This is a genomic window from Herbaspirillum sp. B65 (assembly GCF_000333555.1).
GTDB lineage: Bacteria > Pseudomonadota > Gammaproteobacteria > Burkholderiales > Burkholderiaceae_D > Herbaspirillum > Herbaspirillum rubrisubalbicans.
The window spans coordinates 1-18,035 of sequence record NZ_BADI01001000.1 but is presented as its reverse complement, the minus strand read 5'-3'; the positions used below and the strand labels follow the sequence as shown (position 1 = coordinate 18,035).

Annotated in this window: 13 protein-coding genes; 4 read left to right on the top strand and 9 right to left on the bottom strand. The window is 64.1% G+C overall.

The genetic code is table 11. From position 1 onward, the window contains the following. The 3 genes from I5W_RS23660 to xylF form a co-directional block, all read right to left on the bottom strand. A partial coding sequence (locus I5W_RS23660) for an ABC transporter permease subunit (protein ID WP_441294738.1) occupies positions 1–558 on the bottom strand: 558 nt, incomplete at its 3' end. A gap of 27 nt (positions 559–585) precedes the next feature. Further along, positions 586–2,142: a D-xylose ABC transporter ATP-binding protein gene (gene xylG / locus I5W_RS23655; RefSeq protein ID WP_044531087.1), complete on the bottom strand. Its 1,557-nt coding sequence runs from the start codon at positions 2,140–2,142 to the stop codon at positions 586–588. 113 nt (positions 2,143–2,255) lie between these two features. Further along, entirely contained in the window at positions 2,256–3,272 is a 1,017-nt protein-coding gene (gene xylF / locus I5W_RS23650) for a D-xylose ABC transporter substrate-binding protein (protein ID WP_017449923.1), read from the bottom strand. 333 nt (positions 3,273–3,605) lie between these two features. Here xylF and I5W_RS23645 point away from each other — a divergent pair, with 333 nt between their 5' ends. The 4 genes from I5W_RS23645 to I5W_RS23630 all read left to right on the top strand — a co-directional run bounded on the left by I5W_RS23645 (position 3,606) and on the right by I5W_RS23630 (position 9,661). Further along, complete coding sequence (locus tag I5W_RS23645) at positions 3,606–4,862, top strand: XylR family transcriptional regulator (protein ID WP_026051863.1); 1,257 nt, start codon at positions 3,606–3,608, stop codon at positions 4,860–4,862. Next, positions 4,859–5,923, top strand: a complete 1,065-nt coding sequence (locus tag I5W_RS23640) for an aldose epimerase family protein (RefSeq protein ID WP_044531086.1) — start codon at positions 4,859–4,861, stop codon at positions 5,921–5,923. Before I5W_RS23645 ends, I5W_RS23640 begins: the two co-directional genes overlap by 4 nt. Positions 5,924–6,318: 395 nt before the next feature. Continuing rightward, positions 6,319–7,368 carry an NAD(P)-dependent alcohol dehydrogenase gene (locus I5W_RS23635; protein WP_044531085.1) on the top strand — a complete coding sequence of 350 codons (1,050 nt, stop codon included), beginning with the start codon at positions 6,319–6,321 and terminating at the stop codon, positions 7,366–7,368. A 217-nt stretch (positions 7,369–7,585) separates the two neighbouring features. Further along, positions 7,586–9,661 (top strand): TonB-dependent receptor, encoded by a 2,076-nt coding sequence (locus tag I5W_RS23630; RefSeq protein ID WP_252717196.1) that lies wholly within the window; start codon positions 7,586–7,588, stop codon positions 9,659–9,661. A gap of 11 nt (positions 9,662–9,672) precedes the next feature. On the opposite strand, the gene I5W_RS23625 is transcribed toward I5W_RS23630, so the two are convergent. From I5W_RS23625 to I5W_RS23600, 6 genes are all read right to left on the bottom strand, one after another. Continuing rightward, positions 9,673–10,872, bottom strand: a complete 1,200-nt coding sequence (locus I5W_RS23625; RefSeq protein WP_044531083.1) for a type III PLP-dependent enzyme — start codon at positions 10,870–10,872, stop codon at positions 9,673–9,675. 17 nt (positions 10,873–10,889) lie between these two features. Then, the gene (locus I5W_RS23620) at positions 10,890–11,645 is read right to left on the bottom strand and encodes an HpcH/HpaI aldolase family protein (protein ID WP_044531082.1); all 756 of its coding nucleotides are present in this window, start codon (positions 11,643–11,645) and stop codon (positions 10,890–10,892) included. After that, positions 11,645–13,438, bottom strand: a complete 1,794-nt coding sequence (locus I5W_RS23615; RefSeq protein ID WP_044531081.1) for an IucA/IucC family protein — start codon at positions 13,436–13,438, stop codon at positions 11,645–11,647. Before I5W_RS23615 ends, I5W_RS23620 begins: the two co-directional genes overlap by 1 nt. Before the next feature lie 3 nt (positions 13,439–13,441). Then, positions 13,442–15,175 (bottom strand): IucA/IucC family protein, encoded by a 1,734-nt coding sequence (locus I5W_RS23610; RefSeq protein ID WP_044531080.1) that lies wholly within the window; start codon positions 15,173–15,175, stop codon positions 13,442–13,444. 11 nt (positions 15,176–15,186) lie between these two features. Beyond that, positions 15,187–16,455 (bottom strand): MFS transporter, encoded by a 1,269-nt coding sequence (locus I5W_RS23605; RefSeq protein WP_044531079.1) that lies wholly within the window; start codon positions 16,453–16,455, stop codon positions 15,187–15,189. Next, a partial coding sequence (locus I5W_RS23600) for an IucA/IucC family protein (RefSeq protein ID WP_044531078.1) occupies positions 16,456–18,035 on the bottom strand: 1,580 nt, incomplete at its 5' end.

Here is an 18,035-nt window from a genome sequence, read left to right as displayed (position 1 = left end):
CACGAACAGGGCAATGCCCAGCGCGGCACCGATCTGCGGCGGCAAGTAACCCTGGCCCAGGTAGACCATGTTGTCCGAGACCGGGGCGATGGTCAGGCCACCGGTAATGCCCAGCAGGATGCCGCGGAAGGCCAGCATTCCGCCCAGGCCGACGATGAAGGAAGGGATGCCCAGGTAGGCGGTCAGGTAGCCGTTCAAGAGCCCCATCCCCAGGCCGAAGCCCAGCGCCAGCACCAGGTTCAAGGCCAGCGGCAGGTGGTAGCTCACGTCCAGCAGCGCGGCGATGCCCCCCAGCAGGCCCAGCAGCGAGCCCACCGAGAGGTCGATTTCGCCGGCGATGATGACCAGCACCATGCCGCAGGCGAGGATGCCGGTCACCGACATCTGGCGCAGCAGGTTGGAGAGGTTACGGGGTGTCACGAAACCGCCATCGGTCATGAAGCTGAAGAAGCCCCAGATGATGGCAATGGCGATGAGCAGCGCGATGATCTTGTAGCGGCGGAACACCTGCTTGAGATTGGCCATATTGCCCATGTTGCCCAGAGTGCTTGAAGTCATACCGGATTCACCTTGTGTTTTTTTTGATCAACCCGCTGCCGCGCGCGAGTTCGCTTGCGGCACGGGTTGGTTGATCGCTGCGGCCAGCACGGTTTCCTGGCTCAGATTGTCGTTGACGAAGTCGCCGCGCAAGCGGCCTTCGCCGATCACCAGCACGCGGTCCGACACGCCCAGCACCTCGGCCAGTTCGGAAGAGACCATGATGATGGCCAGGCCCGCCTTGGCCAGCTCCGAGATGAGGCGATAGATTTCGGCCTTGGCGCCCACGTCCACGCCGCGCGTGGGTTCGTCCAGAATCAGTACCTTGGGCTGGGCCAGCAGCATCTTGGAGAGCACCGCCTTTTGCTGGTTGCCGCCCGACAGGCCCGTGATGGGCAGGAAGGGGCTGGCGGTCTTGACGCGCAGACGGTTGATTTCGCCCTGGATGGTCTTGAGTTCGGCGCTGCTGTCGATGCGGCTGCCGCGCGAGAAGCGGTTCAACACCGTCAGGGTGATGTTCTGGCCGACATCGAGGTCGGGCACGATGCCGTGGTGCTTGCGGTCTTCCGGCACCATGCACAGGCCTTGGCGGATCGACTTCAGGGGGGAGCTGGTATCGGCTGGCTGGCCTTGCAGCAGGACTTGACCTTCATAGCGACCGCGATAGGCGCCGAAGATGGCCGACACCAGTTCGGTGCGGCCGGCACCGACCAGCCCGGCAATGCCCAGGATCTCGCCGCGGCGCACGCTGAAGGAAACGTCATCGACCCGCTTGCGGCGAGCATTGTCGATGTCGTAGCAGGTGATGTGGCGCGCCTCCAGCACCACCTCGCCGATGGCGTGGTTGCGTTCCGGGTACATGGCGGTGATTTCGCGGCCGACCATCTGGGTGATGATCTTGTCCACATCCATCTCTTGCATTGGGGTGGTGGCGATGTGCTTGCCATCGCGGATCACCGAGATGGTGTCGCAGATCTCGGCCACTTCGTCGAGTTTGTGGGAGATGTAGACGCAGGCCACGCCACGCGCCTTCAAGTCCTTGATGATCTTGAGCAGCACTGCGATTTCGGAAGCGGTCAGCGATGACGACGGTTCGTCCAGGATCAACAGGCGCGCATCCTTGTTCAAGGCCTTGGCGATTTCCACCAGTTGCTGGTGGCCGCCGCCGTATTGCGAGACCGGCAGGGCGACGTTGATGTCGGGCATGTTCAGTTCGCGCATCAGTTCTTCGGCGCGGCGATACATGGCGGGGTAATTCATGCGACCGCCCGGCAGGGTGATCTCGTGGCCCATGAAGATGTTTTCGGCCACCGACAGCTCGGGTACCAGCATCAGTTCCTGGTGGATGATGACGATGCCGGCCGCTTCGGTATCGCGCACCGAATGCGCTTGCAGCGGCTTGCCGTCCCACAGGATCTCGCCTTCCCAGGTGCCATGCGGATAGACGCCGGAGAGGATCTTCATCAGCGTCGACTTGCCCGCGCCATTTTCACCGCACAGGCCCACGCATTCGCCGGGCCGGATCTTGATGTCGATGCCGTCCAGGGCACGCACACCGCCAAAGCTCTTGACGATGCCTTTCATTTCTAACAGATACTCGGACATGCCTGTTCTTTCCAAGAAGCCTCTGGAGCCTGTGCCCGCCGCATAGCCATGGCCACGGGCGCAGACGACGCGGCCGGCCACCGCAGGCGGGGCCGGCACGCTTGATGCAGGGATCAGCGACCGTCGATCTGGGCCTGGGTGTAGAAGCCATCATCGACCAGCACCTTGACGTTGTCCTTGGTCAGCAGGATGGGTTTCAACAGCAGGCTGTCGACCTTCTTGAAGCCGTTGTCATACTGGGCGTTGTAGGTCGGCTTCTCATTGCGGGCCAGTTGCACGGACAGCTTGGCGGCTTCGGTGGCGATCTGCTTCAAGGGCTTGTAGACGGTCATGGTCTGGGTACCGGCCACCACACGCTTGACCGCGGCCAGGTCGGCATCCTGACCCGAGACCGGCACCTTGCCGGCCAGCTTCTGTGCGGCCAGGGCCTGGATGGCGCCACCGGCGGTGCCATCGTTGGAGGCGACGATGGCGTCGATCTTGTTGTTGTTGGCCGTCAACGCATTCTCGACGATGGACAGCGCTTCGGTCGGGTTCCATTCCTTGACCCATTGCTGGCCGACGATCTTGATGTCGCCCTTGTCGATGTAGGGCTTCAAGGCCTTCATCTGGCCTTCGCGGAACATCTTGGCGTTGTTGTCGGTGGGCGAGCCGCCCAAGAGGAAGAAGTTGCCCTTGTTCTTGACCTTGAGGATGCCCTCGGCCTGCATTTCACCGACCTTCTCGTTGTCGAAGGAGATGTAGGCGTCCACGTCGGCGTTCAGAATCAGGCGGTCATAGGACAGCACCTTGATGCCGGCCTTCTTGGCTTCCTTGATGGTGTTGGTCAGGACCGTGGCATTGAAGGGGACGATCACGATCACGTCCACGCCGCGCGAGATCAGGTTTTCGATCTGCGAGATCTGGCGTTGCTCGCTGGCATCGGCCGATTGCACGTAGACCTTGGCGCCCAGCTTTTCGGCAGCGGCGGTGAAGAAATCGCGGTCGCGCGCCCAGCGCTCCACGCGCAGGTCATCGATGGAAAAACCGATCTTGGGGTTCTTGGCGTCGGCCATGGCGCTGCCAGCCACCATGGACAGGGTGGTCACGGTCATGAGCGCCAGCACGGTCTTCTTCAGGATTGCCTTCATAGTCCAGTCTCCGAATGAAATTTGAATTGATTATGATTTTTGAAGCGGCATGGTCCGGTGGAAAGGGTGGCCCGTTTTGGGGCATTCGCTGCCGGGGGGCGCGTGGGGCCGAGCTTGTCAGGATATGTCCACGCCGCATGATGGTGCGAGGGGGATACTAGCCCCGCGTCAATCCAATCTACAATTACGAAATTGACCAAATGGCTTAGTGATTCTTTTTATTGCAACAGCACATATCGGTCAGGGCGGGCATGGCTCGCTACAATCGTTCACCAGATAAAAAACGGCGCGCCAGCAAAGTGAGCATCGACGCCGCCAGACAGGAGACACAGCGTGGCAAAAGCACCCACGGTGCACCGGATTGCGTTGCTCTTCAACGGCAACAAGATCTTCGACCGCGAAATCATTGCCGGCATCGGCGAATACCTCAGCAGTACCCGCGCCTCCTGGGACCTGTACCTGGAGGAGGACTTCCGCTGCCGTCCGCAAGGCATCGAGCGCTGGGCCGGGCACGGCATCATTGCCGACTTCGACGATCCGGTCACCACGGCGGCGCTGGAAGGCGTGCAACTGCCGGTGGTGGCCATCGGGGGCTCCTACGCCGACCCCTCGCAATATCCGGCCAACCGGCCCTATGTGGCCACCGACAACTACAAGATGGTCAAGCTGGCCTACGACCACCTGATTGAGGCCGGTCTGCAGCATTTCGCCTTGTTCAGCTTGCCGGAATCGCCATGCAACCGCTGGGCCCAGGAACGCGAGCGCATCTTCACCGACCTGACCGGGGCTGACGGTATCACCGGCCACATCTATCGCGGCGTGGGCACCAGTGCGCAGTCCTGGGATACCGCCGTGGAGCAGCAGATTGCCTGGGTGCGCAGCCTGCCCAAGCCGGTGGGCATCATCGCCGTGACTGACGCGCGGGCGCGCCAGTTGCTGCAGGCCTGTCTGTTTGCCGGTATTGCGGTGCCGGAGCAGGTGGCCTTGATCGGCATCGACAATGATCCGCTGGCGCGGGTGTTAACGCGCATCCCATTGAGTTCGGTGATCCAGGGCAGCGTCGAGATGGGCCGCACCGCCGCCCACCTGTTGCACCAGATGCTGCATGGGGCGCGCTTTCCCGATACCCGCATCATGGTGCCGCCGGTGGGCATCAATGTGCTGGCCTCCAGCCGCCACGAGGTGCGCAACCACCCGCACGTGATGCAGGCACTGCACTTCATTCGCCAATATGCCTGCCAAGGCATCAAGACCGATCAGGTGGCCGACTACGTGGGCATCTCGCGCTCCTCGCTGGAGTGGTATTTCCGGCGCGAGCTGGGCCGCAGTGTCCATGACGAAATCCTGCGTTTCAAGCTCGATGCCGCCAAACGCATGTTGGAACAGGCCGGCAGCCATGCGGCCGAGATTGCGGTGAGCTGCGGCTTTACCACCGTGCAATACCTGCACGCTGTCTTCAAACGCGAACTGGGCTGCACTCCCAGAGAGTACCAGGAACAATTCGCCGCCGGACTGGAGCGTTCGCCCGCCCCCGCGCCGCGGCCCAAAAAGAAAACCGCAGGGCCATCCCTCCTCACCACGACAAAATGACGCACTTCACCCTCTCCCACACCACTGCCGCCGACGGCATCCGTCTCTACACCCTGCGCAACCACACCGGAATGCGCGTGACCATCAGCGATCTGGGCGCCACCCTGGTCAATTGGTGGGCGCCCGATCGTTATGGTCGCCAGGCCGATATCCTGCTGGGCTTCGACCGCGTCGAGCAGTACCAGCACAATCCGGCCTACTTCGGCGCCATCGTTGGCCGCTGGGGCAATCGCATCGCGGCAGGGCGCTTCGAGCTCGATGGCGTGGCGCACCAGCTCGACTGCAACGAAGGCCAGAACCACCTGCACGGTGGCAGCGCGGGCTTCCATACCCAGCGCTGGCAGGTCCAGCCGGACCCGGAAGGCTTGCGCCTGATGCTGGTCTCGCCAGCCGGGCAAGCCGGGTTTCCCGGCACGGTAATGGCCTCGGTGCTGTATCGCCTGGATGATGACGGTCAGTTGCGCATCGACTACACCGCCACCAGCGACGCCGCCACCCCGATCAACCTGACCTCGCACGCCTACTTCAATCTCAACGGTGGCGCCGGTGACATTCGCGACCACATCATCGCCATCGATGCCGATGCCTATCTGCAGGTCGATGCCAAGCTGATTCCACAAGACCGAGCCGAGGTCGCCGGCAGCGCCTTCGACTTCCGCCAGCCGGCCCCTATCGGCCCGCGCCTGGATTGGCCAGACCCGCAACTGAAGCTGGCCGGTGGTTTCGACCACTGCTATTGCCTGCGCAGCGAGCATGAGCCGGCTCCCGGCCAGAGCCGCGTGGCGCAGAGCTTGCGTGAGGTGGCCAGTGTCTACGAACCGGCCTCCGGGCGCGAGCTGCGGGTCTCGACTACCGAGATCGGCTTGCAGTTCTACAGTGGCAATTTCCTCTCCGGCGTGCAGGGGCGGGGCGAGCAGCCTTATGCCATCTATGATGGCTTCTGCCTGGAGGCACAGTCCTATCCAGACCAGGTCAACAGCCCCTTGCGCGAGGCGGTGATCCTGCGACCCGGGCAGGTATATCGGCAGACCACGGCGTATCGCTTGGGTGTGCGCGACTGACAGACCTAAAGCCTGAAAAAATTGAATAGAGCAGCGCTAGATGCCTAGCGCTGCTGACCTCTCCTTGTCTCTCCTTGCGCCCTCCTTAGCCTGCTCCGAATGCGGCTCATGCACAGAGCTCTGATATCTGAGGTAAGAGCTCTGCGTTGTCTTGCATTGTCCAGCCGTCGCTCTGCCACTGCGTCGATGGCGGAACCAATCGCCCACTCCGGTAGCCCAATGAAGCCCGGGCTCGTTACGGAAAGGCAGCATTTCTCCCCGGAATTTTAGGCAAGAATCGTAGTGGAATAGGTCTGTCTTCCCCTGTTGCTTCACGCCACAATGTCCTATTTTCATAACAGGCCTACCATCCCCCGGCCTGTGCATTGCAACGCCAGCCTACTCAAGGAGATCCCATGCAAGTACACGCATATGGCGCCCATGCGGCCGACAAGCCGCTCGAACACCTGCACATTACTCGCCGCGCTACCGGTGCACACGACGTCCAGATCGACATCGCCTACTGCGGCATCTGCCACTCCGACCTGCACCAGGTCCGTTCCGAATGGGCCGGGACCCAATATCCCTGCGTGCCCGGGCACGAGATCGTCGGCCGCGTAGCCGCCGTGGGCGCGCACGTCAGCAAGTTCAAGGTCGGTGACCTGGTCGGCGTGGGCTGTATCGTCGATAGCTGCCAGAGCTGCCCCGACTGTGAAGAAGGTCTGGAAAACTATTGCGACAACATGGTCGGCACCTACAACGGCAAGACCGATGATGCTCCCGGCTGGACCATGGGTGGCTACTCGCAGCAGATCGTGGTGCATGAGCGCTACGTGCTGACCATCCGCCACCCGGAAACCGACCTGGCCGCCGTCGCGCCGCTGCTGTGCGCCGGCATCACCACCTATTCGCCGCTGCGCCACTGGGGCGCCGGTCCCGGCAAGAAGGTCGGCGTGGTCGGCATCGGCGGCCTCGGCCATATGGGTATCAAGATCGCCCACGCCATGGGCGCGCACGTGGTGGCCTTCACCACCTCGGACTCCAAGCGCGCCGCTGCCAAGGCGCTGGGCGCCGATGAAGTGGTGGTCTCGCGCAATGCCGAGGAGATGGCGGCGCACGCCAAGAGCTTAGACTTCATCCTCGACACGGTCGCCGCCCCGCACGACCTCGACGCTTTTCTTTCGCTGTTGAAGCGAGAAGGCACCATGACCCTGGTCGGTGCGCCGGCCACGCCGCACCCGTCGCCGAATGTCTTCAACCTCATCCTGAAGCGGCGCTCGCTGGCCGGCTCCCTGATCGGCGGCATCCCCGAGACGCAAGAGATGCTGGACTTCTGCGCCAAGCACGGCATCGTCGCCGACATCGAACTGATCCGTGCCGAGGAGATCAACACCGCCTACGAGCGTATGCTCAAGGGTGACATCAAGTATCGCTTCGTCATCGACAACGCCAGCCTGGCGGCCTAAAAGCGGCACGCGAAAACAGAAGAACCGGATCGGTGCGATATGCACCGATCCGGTTTTTTTATTGGCAGCGTTGCTCCAGGCCTGCGACAAATTGCCACATTCTCCAAGTCGTTACCCCAGCTTATCCTTGCCGCTCCTGATTTTTCCATGCGGTTTCCAGGGGACAGCAGCCTATGCTGCTGGGCGAGGCCGTGTGTCCTCTACGACTACAAGACCAATGAGCAAACTTTCCAGCCGCAGGCCCAGGCATCTGCATCGCGTTCGTCCCATCTTTAAACTTACCGCCCTGTCCGGCTTGCTGGCATTGGGTGCAGCACCCTGGGCGCTGGCCCAGTCGGCCAGCGCGGCTGAGGATTCCTCGCTCTCGCTGGGCACGGTGGAAGTCAATGCGCGCCGCAGCGGCCCGCTGCAACTCAACAATGTGCTGACCTCGGTGGACCTGATCGGTGCCGATCACATCCAGCAACAACAGGTGCAATACAACTGGGAACTGTTTGCGCAATCGCCGGGCGTGATGCTGACCCAGTTCCGCCAGGGCAACGAGTCGGGCAAGTTATCCTTCCGTGGCTTCAATGGCGAAGGCGAGGTCAATGCGGTCAAGCTGCTCATCGATGGCATCCCCAGCAATGACAATGCCGGAGGAATGCCCTTCCTGGGGACGCTGTTCCCGCTGGACATAGAACGCATCGAAGTCGTGCGCGGCACCAATGATGCGCGCTACGGCCTGCACAACATCGCCGGCAACATCAACATCCTCACCCGCGAGGGCGGCAACTACGATGAGGCCAGGCTGACCTATGGCAGCTTCAACACGCGCCAGGTGCAGGTGGTCAAGGGCGTGGAGAACGGCAACTGGTCGCAGAACTATTTCCTCGGTTACGAAAAGTCCGATGGCTATCGCCAGCACGCGCAAGGCGAGAACATCGCCTTTTCCGGCAAGTGGTTCTACACCAGCGACGACGGGCGTTACCGCACCGGTCTGAGCATCCGCCACGCCAACGGCTATGCCCAGGAACCGGGTTACCTGACCGCCCAGGATGCGCGCCGCGATCCCATTGCGTCCTATGCCTATGCCCAGTCCGATGGCGGCAACCGCCAGATGGACCAGGTCAGCCTGCATTTCGATGCCGAGGTCGATGCGCAATTGTCGTTGGCCACCAAGCTCTACCTGAACCGCGTGCGTGACCAGCGCTGGCTGCGCTATTCCTCCACCACCTCGCAGCAGGAACGCATCATCGATGAAACCCACTATGGTCTGTTGAGCACGGCCACCTATCGTCCCCAGTGGAAGGCACTGGCGGGCCTGAACGACCTGGCGCTGGAAGGCGGCTTCAACCTGGAACGCCAGGAAGACCAGAGCCCACGCTACAGCACCATCAACAAGGTCCGCGTGGTGCAGACGCGTGATCACCATTTCGTCTTCGATACCGTGGGCGCGTATGTGCAGGCGGTGATCAAGCCGGTCTCCTCCCTGCGCATCATTCCTGGCTATCGGGTCGATCATGTGGGGGGGCGCTTCAACGATCCTTCGCGCGGGGTGAGCTATGGCATCCAGGACTACGGCATCATCCAGCAACCCAAGCTGAGCGTGGTGTATTCCCCCTTCCAGCAAGCCAGCCTGTATGCCAACTGGGGCCGCACCTTCCAGGTCGGCGCGGGCGCGGCCGCCTACAAGTCCAACAACAATGACCTGCGTCCTTCCATCAATGATGGCTGGGAAACCGGTCTCAAGTTCACGCCCGCCGACTGGCTGGATGGGCGCGTGGCGCTCTGGGAGCAACGCGCCTCCGATGAAGTCAAGCGACGTCTCAACGACCCCACCGGCGACTCCGAAAACGTCGGCCGCACCAAGCGCAGTGGCGTCGATCTGCAACTGAACCTGCGCGCCGGCAAGCGCACTACCGTATGGCTGGCCTATTCACGCCAGAAGTCCGAGATCGTCACGCCCGACCCCAGCGCCCCCAATACCGTGGGCAAGGAAATCGACCACGTGCCGCGTGCCGTCTATTCCGGTGGGGTTGATTACCAGGCCAGCGCCGCTCTGAAGTTATCGGCTTCGGTCAATGGCCAGGGCAGTTACTACCTCACCACTGCCAACACTGGCGGCAAGTTCGGCGGCTATACGCTGTTCAATGCGAGCGCCACCTACCAGGTCACGCCCAGCTTGAGCCTGGAGTTGCAGCTCAAGAACCTGGCTAATCGCTACTATGAATATGTGTGGATCAATGACCAGACCCGTCATGCTCCCGGGGATGGTCGGGCGGTCTATGTCTCGGCAAATATGAAGTATTGAGACGGTTTGCCTCAGTCGGAAAAGTAGCGCCGCTCGGGATGTGGGTGGCTGAGGAAATCATGGTGCGAGATATGCCAGCCATATGCTCCGGCCAGCGCGAAGACCAGGCAATCGCCGGCGCGGATCTCGGCTAGCGGCACATCCCGCGCCAGTACGTCCTTGGGCGTGCAGAGCTCGCCGCAGATGCTGACCTTGGCGTCGCGCAGGCCGGGCCGCGCGAAGGGGTAGGGCCAGTCGTCCCGCGCATGGACCTGGAATGGATGGTCGTGCTGCCATGACGACGGCAGCCGGAAATGATGCGATCCGCCGCGCAGGATGGCGAAGTGCTTGCCATGCGTGGTCTTGACGTCGAGCACTTCGCTGACGTAACAGCCGCAGTCGGCAGTGATGTAGCGCCCGCATTCGAAGATCAACTCAAAGCCTGGCCGGGTTTGCGCCAGCAATTGCTGCAAGCCAGTGCAGAACGGCTCCCAGGCAAACTGCGCCTGGGCCTGGTCATGCTCGGGACCATAGTTCACGCCGATGCCGCCGCCGGCATTGAGCCAGGTGAAGCGGATATCGAATTGCGCCTCCCAGGCTTGCGCCAGTTCCACATAGTGCCGCACCAGTTGCAGATGGTCGTCCACCTTGAGATTGTTGGACAGGGCATGGATATGCAAGCCCTCCAGTTGGATGTGCGGCAGGCCGCGGGCCAGCGCGATCATGGCCGGCATCCGGGCCTGGTCGATGCCGAACTGCGTGGCTTGGCCACCCATGCGCAGCGTGGCCTGGGTGTGGCCCGGCAGCGGGTCGGGGTTCAGGCGCAACAGGATGCGCGCCCGCTGCTGCAATTTGCCGGCGATCCAGTCGAGCCGGCGCAATTGATGCTCGCTTTCCACGTGGATCAGCATGACCCCCAGCCGCAAGGCCGCTTCCAGTTCGGCATCGGTCTTGCCGGGGCCGCCAAAGATGATCGGCGTGTCCTCGCTGAGGGCGCGTACTTTTTCGATCTCTCCTTGCGACGCGACTTCGAATCCATCCAGGGTGTGCTGCAGCGTCTGCAGGATAGGCGCATCGCTATTGGCCTTGATGGCATAGAACAACCGGCACTGTGGCGGCAGCGCGGCGCGCAGGCGCTGGCTGCGCTGGCGCAGGTGGACCAGGTCATAGAGATAGGCGCAGGCCGGTGCGCTTTGCTGGCGCAGGTAGTCGGTGATCAGGTGGGCGCGCATGGGTTCAGCTTTCTTGGTCAGGAAAAAGATTGATGTTGGTGCAGGTGCGCGGCCATGGCGCGTCGTGTCAGGCCGCGGTCGTCGCCCAGGATGAACAGTCGGCACTGGCGTGCGCGTGCGGCGTCGTAGTCCTGCGCTGCGCGCGGCAGCGCACAGAAGGTCTTGCCGTGGGCACGCGCCGCCGCTTCGATCTGTTGCACGGCCTGGCGCACCTGGGCGTGCCGGGTCTGCCAGGGCAGGCCCAGCGATTGCGAGAGATCGGCGGCGCCTTCCATGAGCACATCCACTCCCGGTACCGCGGCGATGGCTTCGGCTTGCCGCACCCCTTCGGCCTCTTCGATCATGGCCACCACCAGCGTTTGCGCGGCGATCGCCTGCATGGTCAGGGCCAGGTCGTCACGGCCATGGGCGCTATGCCAGGTGCTGTTGAGGCCACGTTGCCCTAGCGGTGCGTAGTGGCATAGCCGTACCGCCTCGGCCGCCTGCGCGGCCGAGCTCACCCGCGGAAAGACGATGCCCTCGGCGCCCTGGTCCAGCGCCTGCAAGGCTTGCCAGGGCGCCGCCACGCGCACCAGTGCTGACAAGGCGCAAGCACGGGCTGCCGTCAGCATGGCCGCCAATTGATCGGGCGCGATCAGAGTGTGTTCCAGGTCGATCACCACGAAGTCATAGCCGGCCGCGCCGATCAACTCCACCATCAGCGCCGCCGGGGTGGAGCAGAACAGGCCGAATTGTGGCGCTTGTGCGGCCAGGCGTTGCTTGAGCGCGCTCATCAGGTCGGCTCCAGTGCTTGCCTGGCCTGGGCCAGCGGATTGGCCACAGCCCGGGTACGCAGGCGGATCTCGGGCTGGAAACGACGGCTGGCCAGCATTTCGATATCGACCTCGGGGGCGAAGCAATCGAACAAGGCAAAGCGCGCTGCCAGTTCCGGGTGCTGTTGCTGGTAGTCCAGCAGCACGCGCGCGGTGATCTGCCAGAACTGCGCTTGCGGCAGCGCATAGTAGCGATCCACCAGCCAGGCCAGCTCGGCCAGGTTGACGAAGAACAGGGCGTCGAAACAGAAATCGCGCAATTCCGCGGCATCGTCGGTGTGCAGGAAAGAGTTGGGATTGATGCGCACATGCTCGGCGGGCGGTGCCGTCAGGGCCGGCGGCGGTCCCTGCAGCAGCGCCGTGCTGAAGCGCACGCCATCATGGAAATCCTTGAGCGCGACCCGCTGCGGCCAGCCCTGCTCATGCAGTAGGAGCATGTTCTGGGCGTGCGATTCCAGCGCCACGCCCTGGCTCCAAAGCAGGTGCAGCACCGGCAGCCAGGCGCGTTCCAGCAATGCCTGCAACCAGGCTTGCAGGCCGTGTCGCGCGATCCAGGGATCGATGAAGGGACGGCCATCGCCATCGATGTGCAGCAGCGCAGTCATGGGAACGGCCTGCTCGTTTGGCGCCAGGTGAGGATGGATGCTTTCGCGCCAGATGCAGGCCAGTGCGCCGTACTGGCCTGCCACCGGCGTGGCGCTGGTATAGCTGATGCCGGCGAATTCGCGCAGCAGCACCGGTGCGCGCATCGGTGCCGGCCATGCACTGGCCTGCACCAGCGCTTGCAGCCAGTCGCTGATGGGGGCCGCATTCATGACCGTATGGGGCGCTAGCACGCGCGAGGTGGAGGTGTTGACCAGGTTCATCGACAACTTCAGACAGGCGCGCGCCGGATCGTCGAGGCTGGCCAGGGTGCGGATCGATTGCTGCGGCAGGAAGCCCTGACGCATCGGTCCCAGCCATTGCAGCTCGCCCGTGGCCAGGGCGGTGTGACAGGTCGGCGCGATGATTTCTTCCCACTGCCAGGGATGGACCGGCAAGGGTAGGTAATCCTGCGGCGCCAGGCCACGTTTCTCCAGTTCGGCATACCACGCCTGCTGGTCCTGCGGGGCTAGCAGTGGGCCATCGTGCCGTGGCGACATGGCGTGCATATCCTGTGCCAAGGCCGCGCGGGCCGCCGTGCGCTGTACCGCCAGCAGGATGGGATGGACCGCCGCGGCGGTCTCGGGGGCATAGGCGGCATTGTCGGCCAGGGTAAATCCCAGGCGCGACTTGTAGCTGGGGTGGTAGGGATGGCTACCGGTCAGACGCGCTTCGATCCAGTCGTAGGATTGCTCGCGCAATACCTCGCCCTGGCGCGCGTGCAGGGTCTGGGCATCCTTGATCTGGGTGGCCAGCAGTTCGGCGGCGAACTGTTGCAGGCGCAACGCATCGGCAGGCAGTTGCCCGGCCAGTTCGGCCAGCAATTGCGCCGGGTCGCGGGCCGCTGTGGTGAGTCCGCTGGCATCGGTGCGCTGCACGGGTGCGGTCAGACGGATGCGGCCGAAGCTGAAGGTGGTCAGCGCCGGCGCGTGATAGCGCACGGCCTGGCCGTGGCGGTCCTGCCCGGCCAGTTGCAGGGTGCCGTCCTGCCAGCGGGCACCGGTGAAGGCCTGTTCGAACAGCAGGGCTTCCACCAGTTGACGGACTACGCGCTCGCTGGCGCGGGCATAGGCGGGAGAGGCGATCAGGTCGCAGTAGCGGAAAGGGGACATGACTTACTTCCTCAGGGGATTGGCAATGGTGATCCAGGACGGTGTCTCGCCCTGCTGGTGGAAGCTGCTCAAGAGGTTGGCCTTGGCCGGCAGGCTGGCCTGCTGCAGCAGTTCATCCACCAGCGGCAGGGCGCTGGCAGCGCAGCCGAGCAGGCTGCGTCGCGCCTGCTCCCACAGGCTGTGTTCATCGCACCAGCCCAGCCGCGCCAGCGAGGCGGCGACGTGGCCGATGTGGTTGACCAGCACGTAATACTGGAAGCGATGCCAGGCTTGCGCCTCGCTGTAGAGCGCGGGGCTGTCGGCGTCGAGCCGTTCGAGCAGGGGGAAGCGCTGGCGGCTGATGGATGTGCCCTCCATGTCGCGTGCATAGCCGCACACCGGCCAGCCCTGCGCGAAGCCCACCAGCGAGTTCTGCAGATGCGCTTCCAGGCTCACGCCATAATCGGCGAACAGTTCCAGCATCGGCAGCAAGGTCACTTCCAGGTAACGCTGCCACCAGCGCTGCACCATCGCCTGGTCAGGCGGGACGCTGCCGGCCGCCTGCAGCAGCAGGGTTTGCAACGGTACGCTGCCATCGGCGGCTTCTTCCACCAGGGTGGCAACCAGATGCACCTGCGCGGCTTGCTCTGCGTTCATGGCTTGGCGATAGAGGATGGCAAAGCCGGCGCGCAATTCTGGATCCGGCAGGCGCAGGGTTTCGCTGGCGGTTTCCAGCAAGATGCAAAAGTGTGGCTGGCGGACGCGCTGCGCTGGCAAGCAGCTCAGGGCCAGACTGGCATCCAGGGCGCGGCGCACGTGTTCGTCGGGATTGTTGCGCACGAAGTTGGTGATGCGAATGTTCAGCGCCAGCTTGATGAACAGGGCCTGTTGCGGCAGCCACACGGTGCGCACCGAGGAGGTGGGCCAGGCGCGCTCGCCCAGCGCCCCCAGCGAAATGAGCGCGCCTTCGCGCAGCAGGTGGCTTACTTCCGGTTGTGCCAGCAGGTAGCGTGCCTGCCACGGATGGCAGGGCAGCAGGCGATAGTCGCCTTCGCGCAGCAGGGGCTCGGCATAGTGCAGGGCGGCCGGATCGATGGGAGGCGCCTTGCCCTCCAGGCTGCGACGTTGCAGCAGCTCGCTGCGCACGGCGAAGTAATGCAACTGGAAGGAGGCCCCCAGTTCGGGCGCATAGGCTTGCAGGTCGCTCTCGGTAAAGCCGTCCGAGGCCTTGGAAGTGACGTGGAAGATATGGCCGAAGCGCAGCCCCTGTTCGGACTGTGCATAGGCTGGACGTGGCACGGCTGGCGTGTCCTGGTGGAAGCGTCGCACCTTGGCGATGCTGTTGCGCATCAGTGCTTGCAGGCGCAAGCGGCCTTGGGCCAGGTTGGGCGCACCATCTCCAGAAGCGGCGGCCTCCAGCGCCCCGGCGATCAGGTCGGAGAGGGTGGCCACATCGTCCAGGCGACGCCACACTCCTTGTTGGCCCAGCCATAGCGCACTGCCCAGACGGTGATAGCCGATCGGCGAAAAGTAGCTGAAGGCGCCGGCCAGGCGCACGCCTGCATGGGTAAAGTCGAGCACGAAGGGTTGCAGCGCAGTTTCGCGCCAGTGGCGGCAATGCTCGGCCAGCGTGGGCTCGGGCGAGGTGCTTGTGGCCAGGCGCGGATCGGGTTGGCCGGTTTCGCGGCAATAGGTGTTGAGGTATTGCTCGGCCAGGCGGCGTTCGATGCCGCTGACGTGGAGCATGGAATCAGTCATGGAAGAACTCCTCATAGCGGTTGGGAGGGATGAGCGGCATCACGCACGAGACGATGTCTGCCTTGTGACCAGACCAGCACGCCAGCCGTCACAAACAACAGGCTCACCAGCCAGGGCAGTTGCAACGCCGTGAGCCAGCCGGCGCAGGCGATCACCAGCAAGGGGCCCAGCAACTGACCCAGGACCATGACGCTACGGGCCAGGCCCGTGAAGTCGCTGGCCGCACTGGCCGGCAACTGGCGCAGGCAGGCCAGCAGCGTCGATTGCGCCAGGGCCGCGTAGCACGCTCCTTGCGCCAGGCGCAGCACGGCCACCATCCACAGCTGGCTGGCCGTCATGAGCAGGGCACTGGAAAGGGCACAGCCGGCTGTGGCCAGCAGGAAGCGGCGGCGGATATGGCCATCGTCGCCGCCATCGTTGGCACGGCCCCACAGCGGACTGGCCAGCATGGTGGCCAGCCAGCCGAGAGCGTGCAGGGTGCCGATCACGCTGCCAGGTGTCTGCAGCGTAGAAAAACGCAGCGGGATGAATTGCGCGAACACGGTCAGCATGGCAAAGCCGGCGGCCTGGGTGAGACAGGCCGCCAGCATCCAGTTGCGCAGCAGCGGCTGGCGCAGCAGGTGGCGCAGTGCATAGCGCGTCCCGCTGGCCGTTGTCGCGGCGTCGGTCTGCGCCGGTTCCTGAAGGCGCTGCCACAACAGGGCGCCGCTCACGCCGGTGACCACGGCACTGGCCAGCAGCATCGGGCGCAGCGACCAGTAGTCCAGCAACACGCCACCCAGCAAGGGGCCCAGCAGCGAGCCGGCGGCCACGGCACTTTCCTGCAGGCCGAAGTTGCGGCCCCGGCTGTGATCGCTACTGATGCGGCCGATGAAGATGGTCAGCACCAGGCCGATGGTGCTGGCGCCCTGCAATAGCCGTCCCGCGATAAACAGTGCCAGCCCCTGGCTCAAGGCCATGGCCAGCATACTGGTCACGAAGCACAGCAGCGATAGCAGCAGCACCCGCCGGTAACCCAGCCGCGCACAGGCACGCCCGGCCAGGGGCGCGCAGCACAGCGTGCCCAGGCCGGGGGCGGCCAGGGCCAGGTTGCTCCAGCGCATCAGCGCAGCGGCGTCGCTGGCCGAGCTCGCCGCTCCTGCGGCCAGCGGTGTGGACAGCGCGGCCACGTACTGCGGCAGGACCGGCACCACGGTCATCATGCCCAGCGTGGTAACGATCTGGCACACCAGCAACAGGGCCAGATTGTGCTGGCCGCAGCGCGCACGCAGGCCGGCCATTCAGCAGGCTCCCGCGCGCAGTGGGTTGGCGATGTGGCCCATTCGGCTGGGCATCCCTGTACCCCATTGCTGGCGCTCCAGCAGAGGGGCCAGCACCTGCTTGAAGGGCCAGTGCGCCTCCTCCAGCAGCCGCTGTTGCAGTAGCGCGCGCACGGTGGCGGGTATGAACTCTTCGGCCAGGGTAGCGGCGATGACCTCGCGCACGATGTCCCAGCCATGCGCTTCCGCCGTTGCGTAACGCTGGGCCAGGGCCGCCAGCAGGGCGTACAGGTTGACCTCCAGTGCCAGGGTCTGGAAGTAGGCCAGCAGTTGCTCCAGGCTCTCCAGTTCCAGGGTATTGGGCGTGCTGCGGTCGATGCGATAGGCCGGCACGGTGCGGCCCATGCGGTGAGCATGGGAGGCGCATACGCGCAGGGTGTCGTGATCGCGCAGCAGCAGCGCTTGCAGTTGCTGGCCGCGGCAGACCAGCACCAGGTTCTGGCCGTGCATTTCTGGTATCACCCCCTGGGCCAGGCAGCGCAACCCGACTCCCACCAGCAATCGGGTAATCTCGGCGAACAGGTGCCAAGCCGCAGTGGCGTCGGCATTACTACCGGCCAATTGCTCTACGGCTGGCAAGCGGCCATCGTGCAGTTGCACTGGCAGGGCCGCCATCGGGATCAAGGTGCAGTCCGGCAGTGCCGGATAGCGTCGCAGCAGGCAAGCCAGCTCGCCAGGATCATTGATGAGATTGGCCTCGTGTACCTGGGCTTCGGGGCTCACGGCCCACCACGCCGATTCGTCGCACAACAGCAAGTGGCGTTGCAGCCAGGGATCGTCCTGGCGCAATTGTTGCAGGCAGTGGGCGGCGGTCACGGCGTTGTGCAGGTAGCGCGGCGGCAGGCTGCGGATCGCACCCAAGGTGTTGACCGACAGCGCCAGTTTCAGGTGCAGCGTTTGCGCGTCATGCTCGCTGGCCAGCGAGCGTAGCGAGGCCGTAGGTGCGCCGCTGCCGAACTGGCCCAGCAGGATGCAGTCGCCGTAGCGTTCGGCACGGCGGGTTTGCAGCCAGTGCCATTGCCAAGGATGGACCGGCATCCATAGCCAATCGTGGCTCGACAATTGCAGGGCTTGCGCGGCGTGATGCAGTTGCTGCTGCTGGGTGTGGCTCAGCAAGGCTGCGGCCAGCGCTTGTCCTGCATCAGCATCGGCCCGGCCGCAGCGTACGCGCGCTCGCGGTACTGCGATCCAGCACAGCGGCAGCGGCTGCAATGCGCAGGGCAGGTAGCGCTGCGGTTCGGGCTCGCCATCCCATTCCTTGGCGCGGGCCAGGGGATGGAAGGGGCGGTCCTTCAGGCAGCTCAGTCGTTCCCATTCCAGCAGTGACTGTGGACGCTGTTGCAGGCTGTGCAGGATGGCCTCTTCGGCGAGCAGGCTACGTTCGGTCTGTTGCAGCGCCAGCCGGAAGAAGTGCAGGAAGCGGCCCGAACGGTCTTGCCCCACAGGCGCCTGCTGCAGATGGGCGACCGTCTCTTGGGCGTCCAGCCAGAGCTGCTGCTGCGTGCTCGTGTCGATCAGGGCCGCAACGTGCGGCGCAGGCT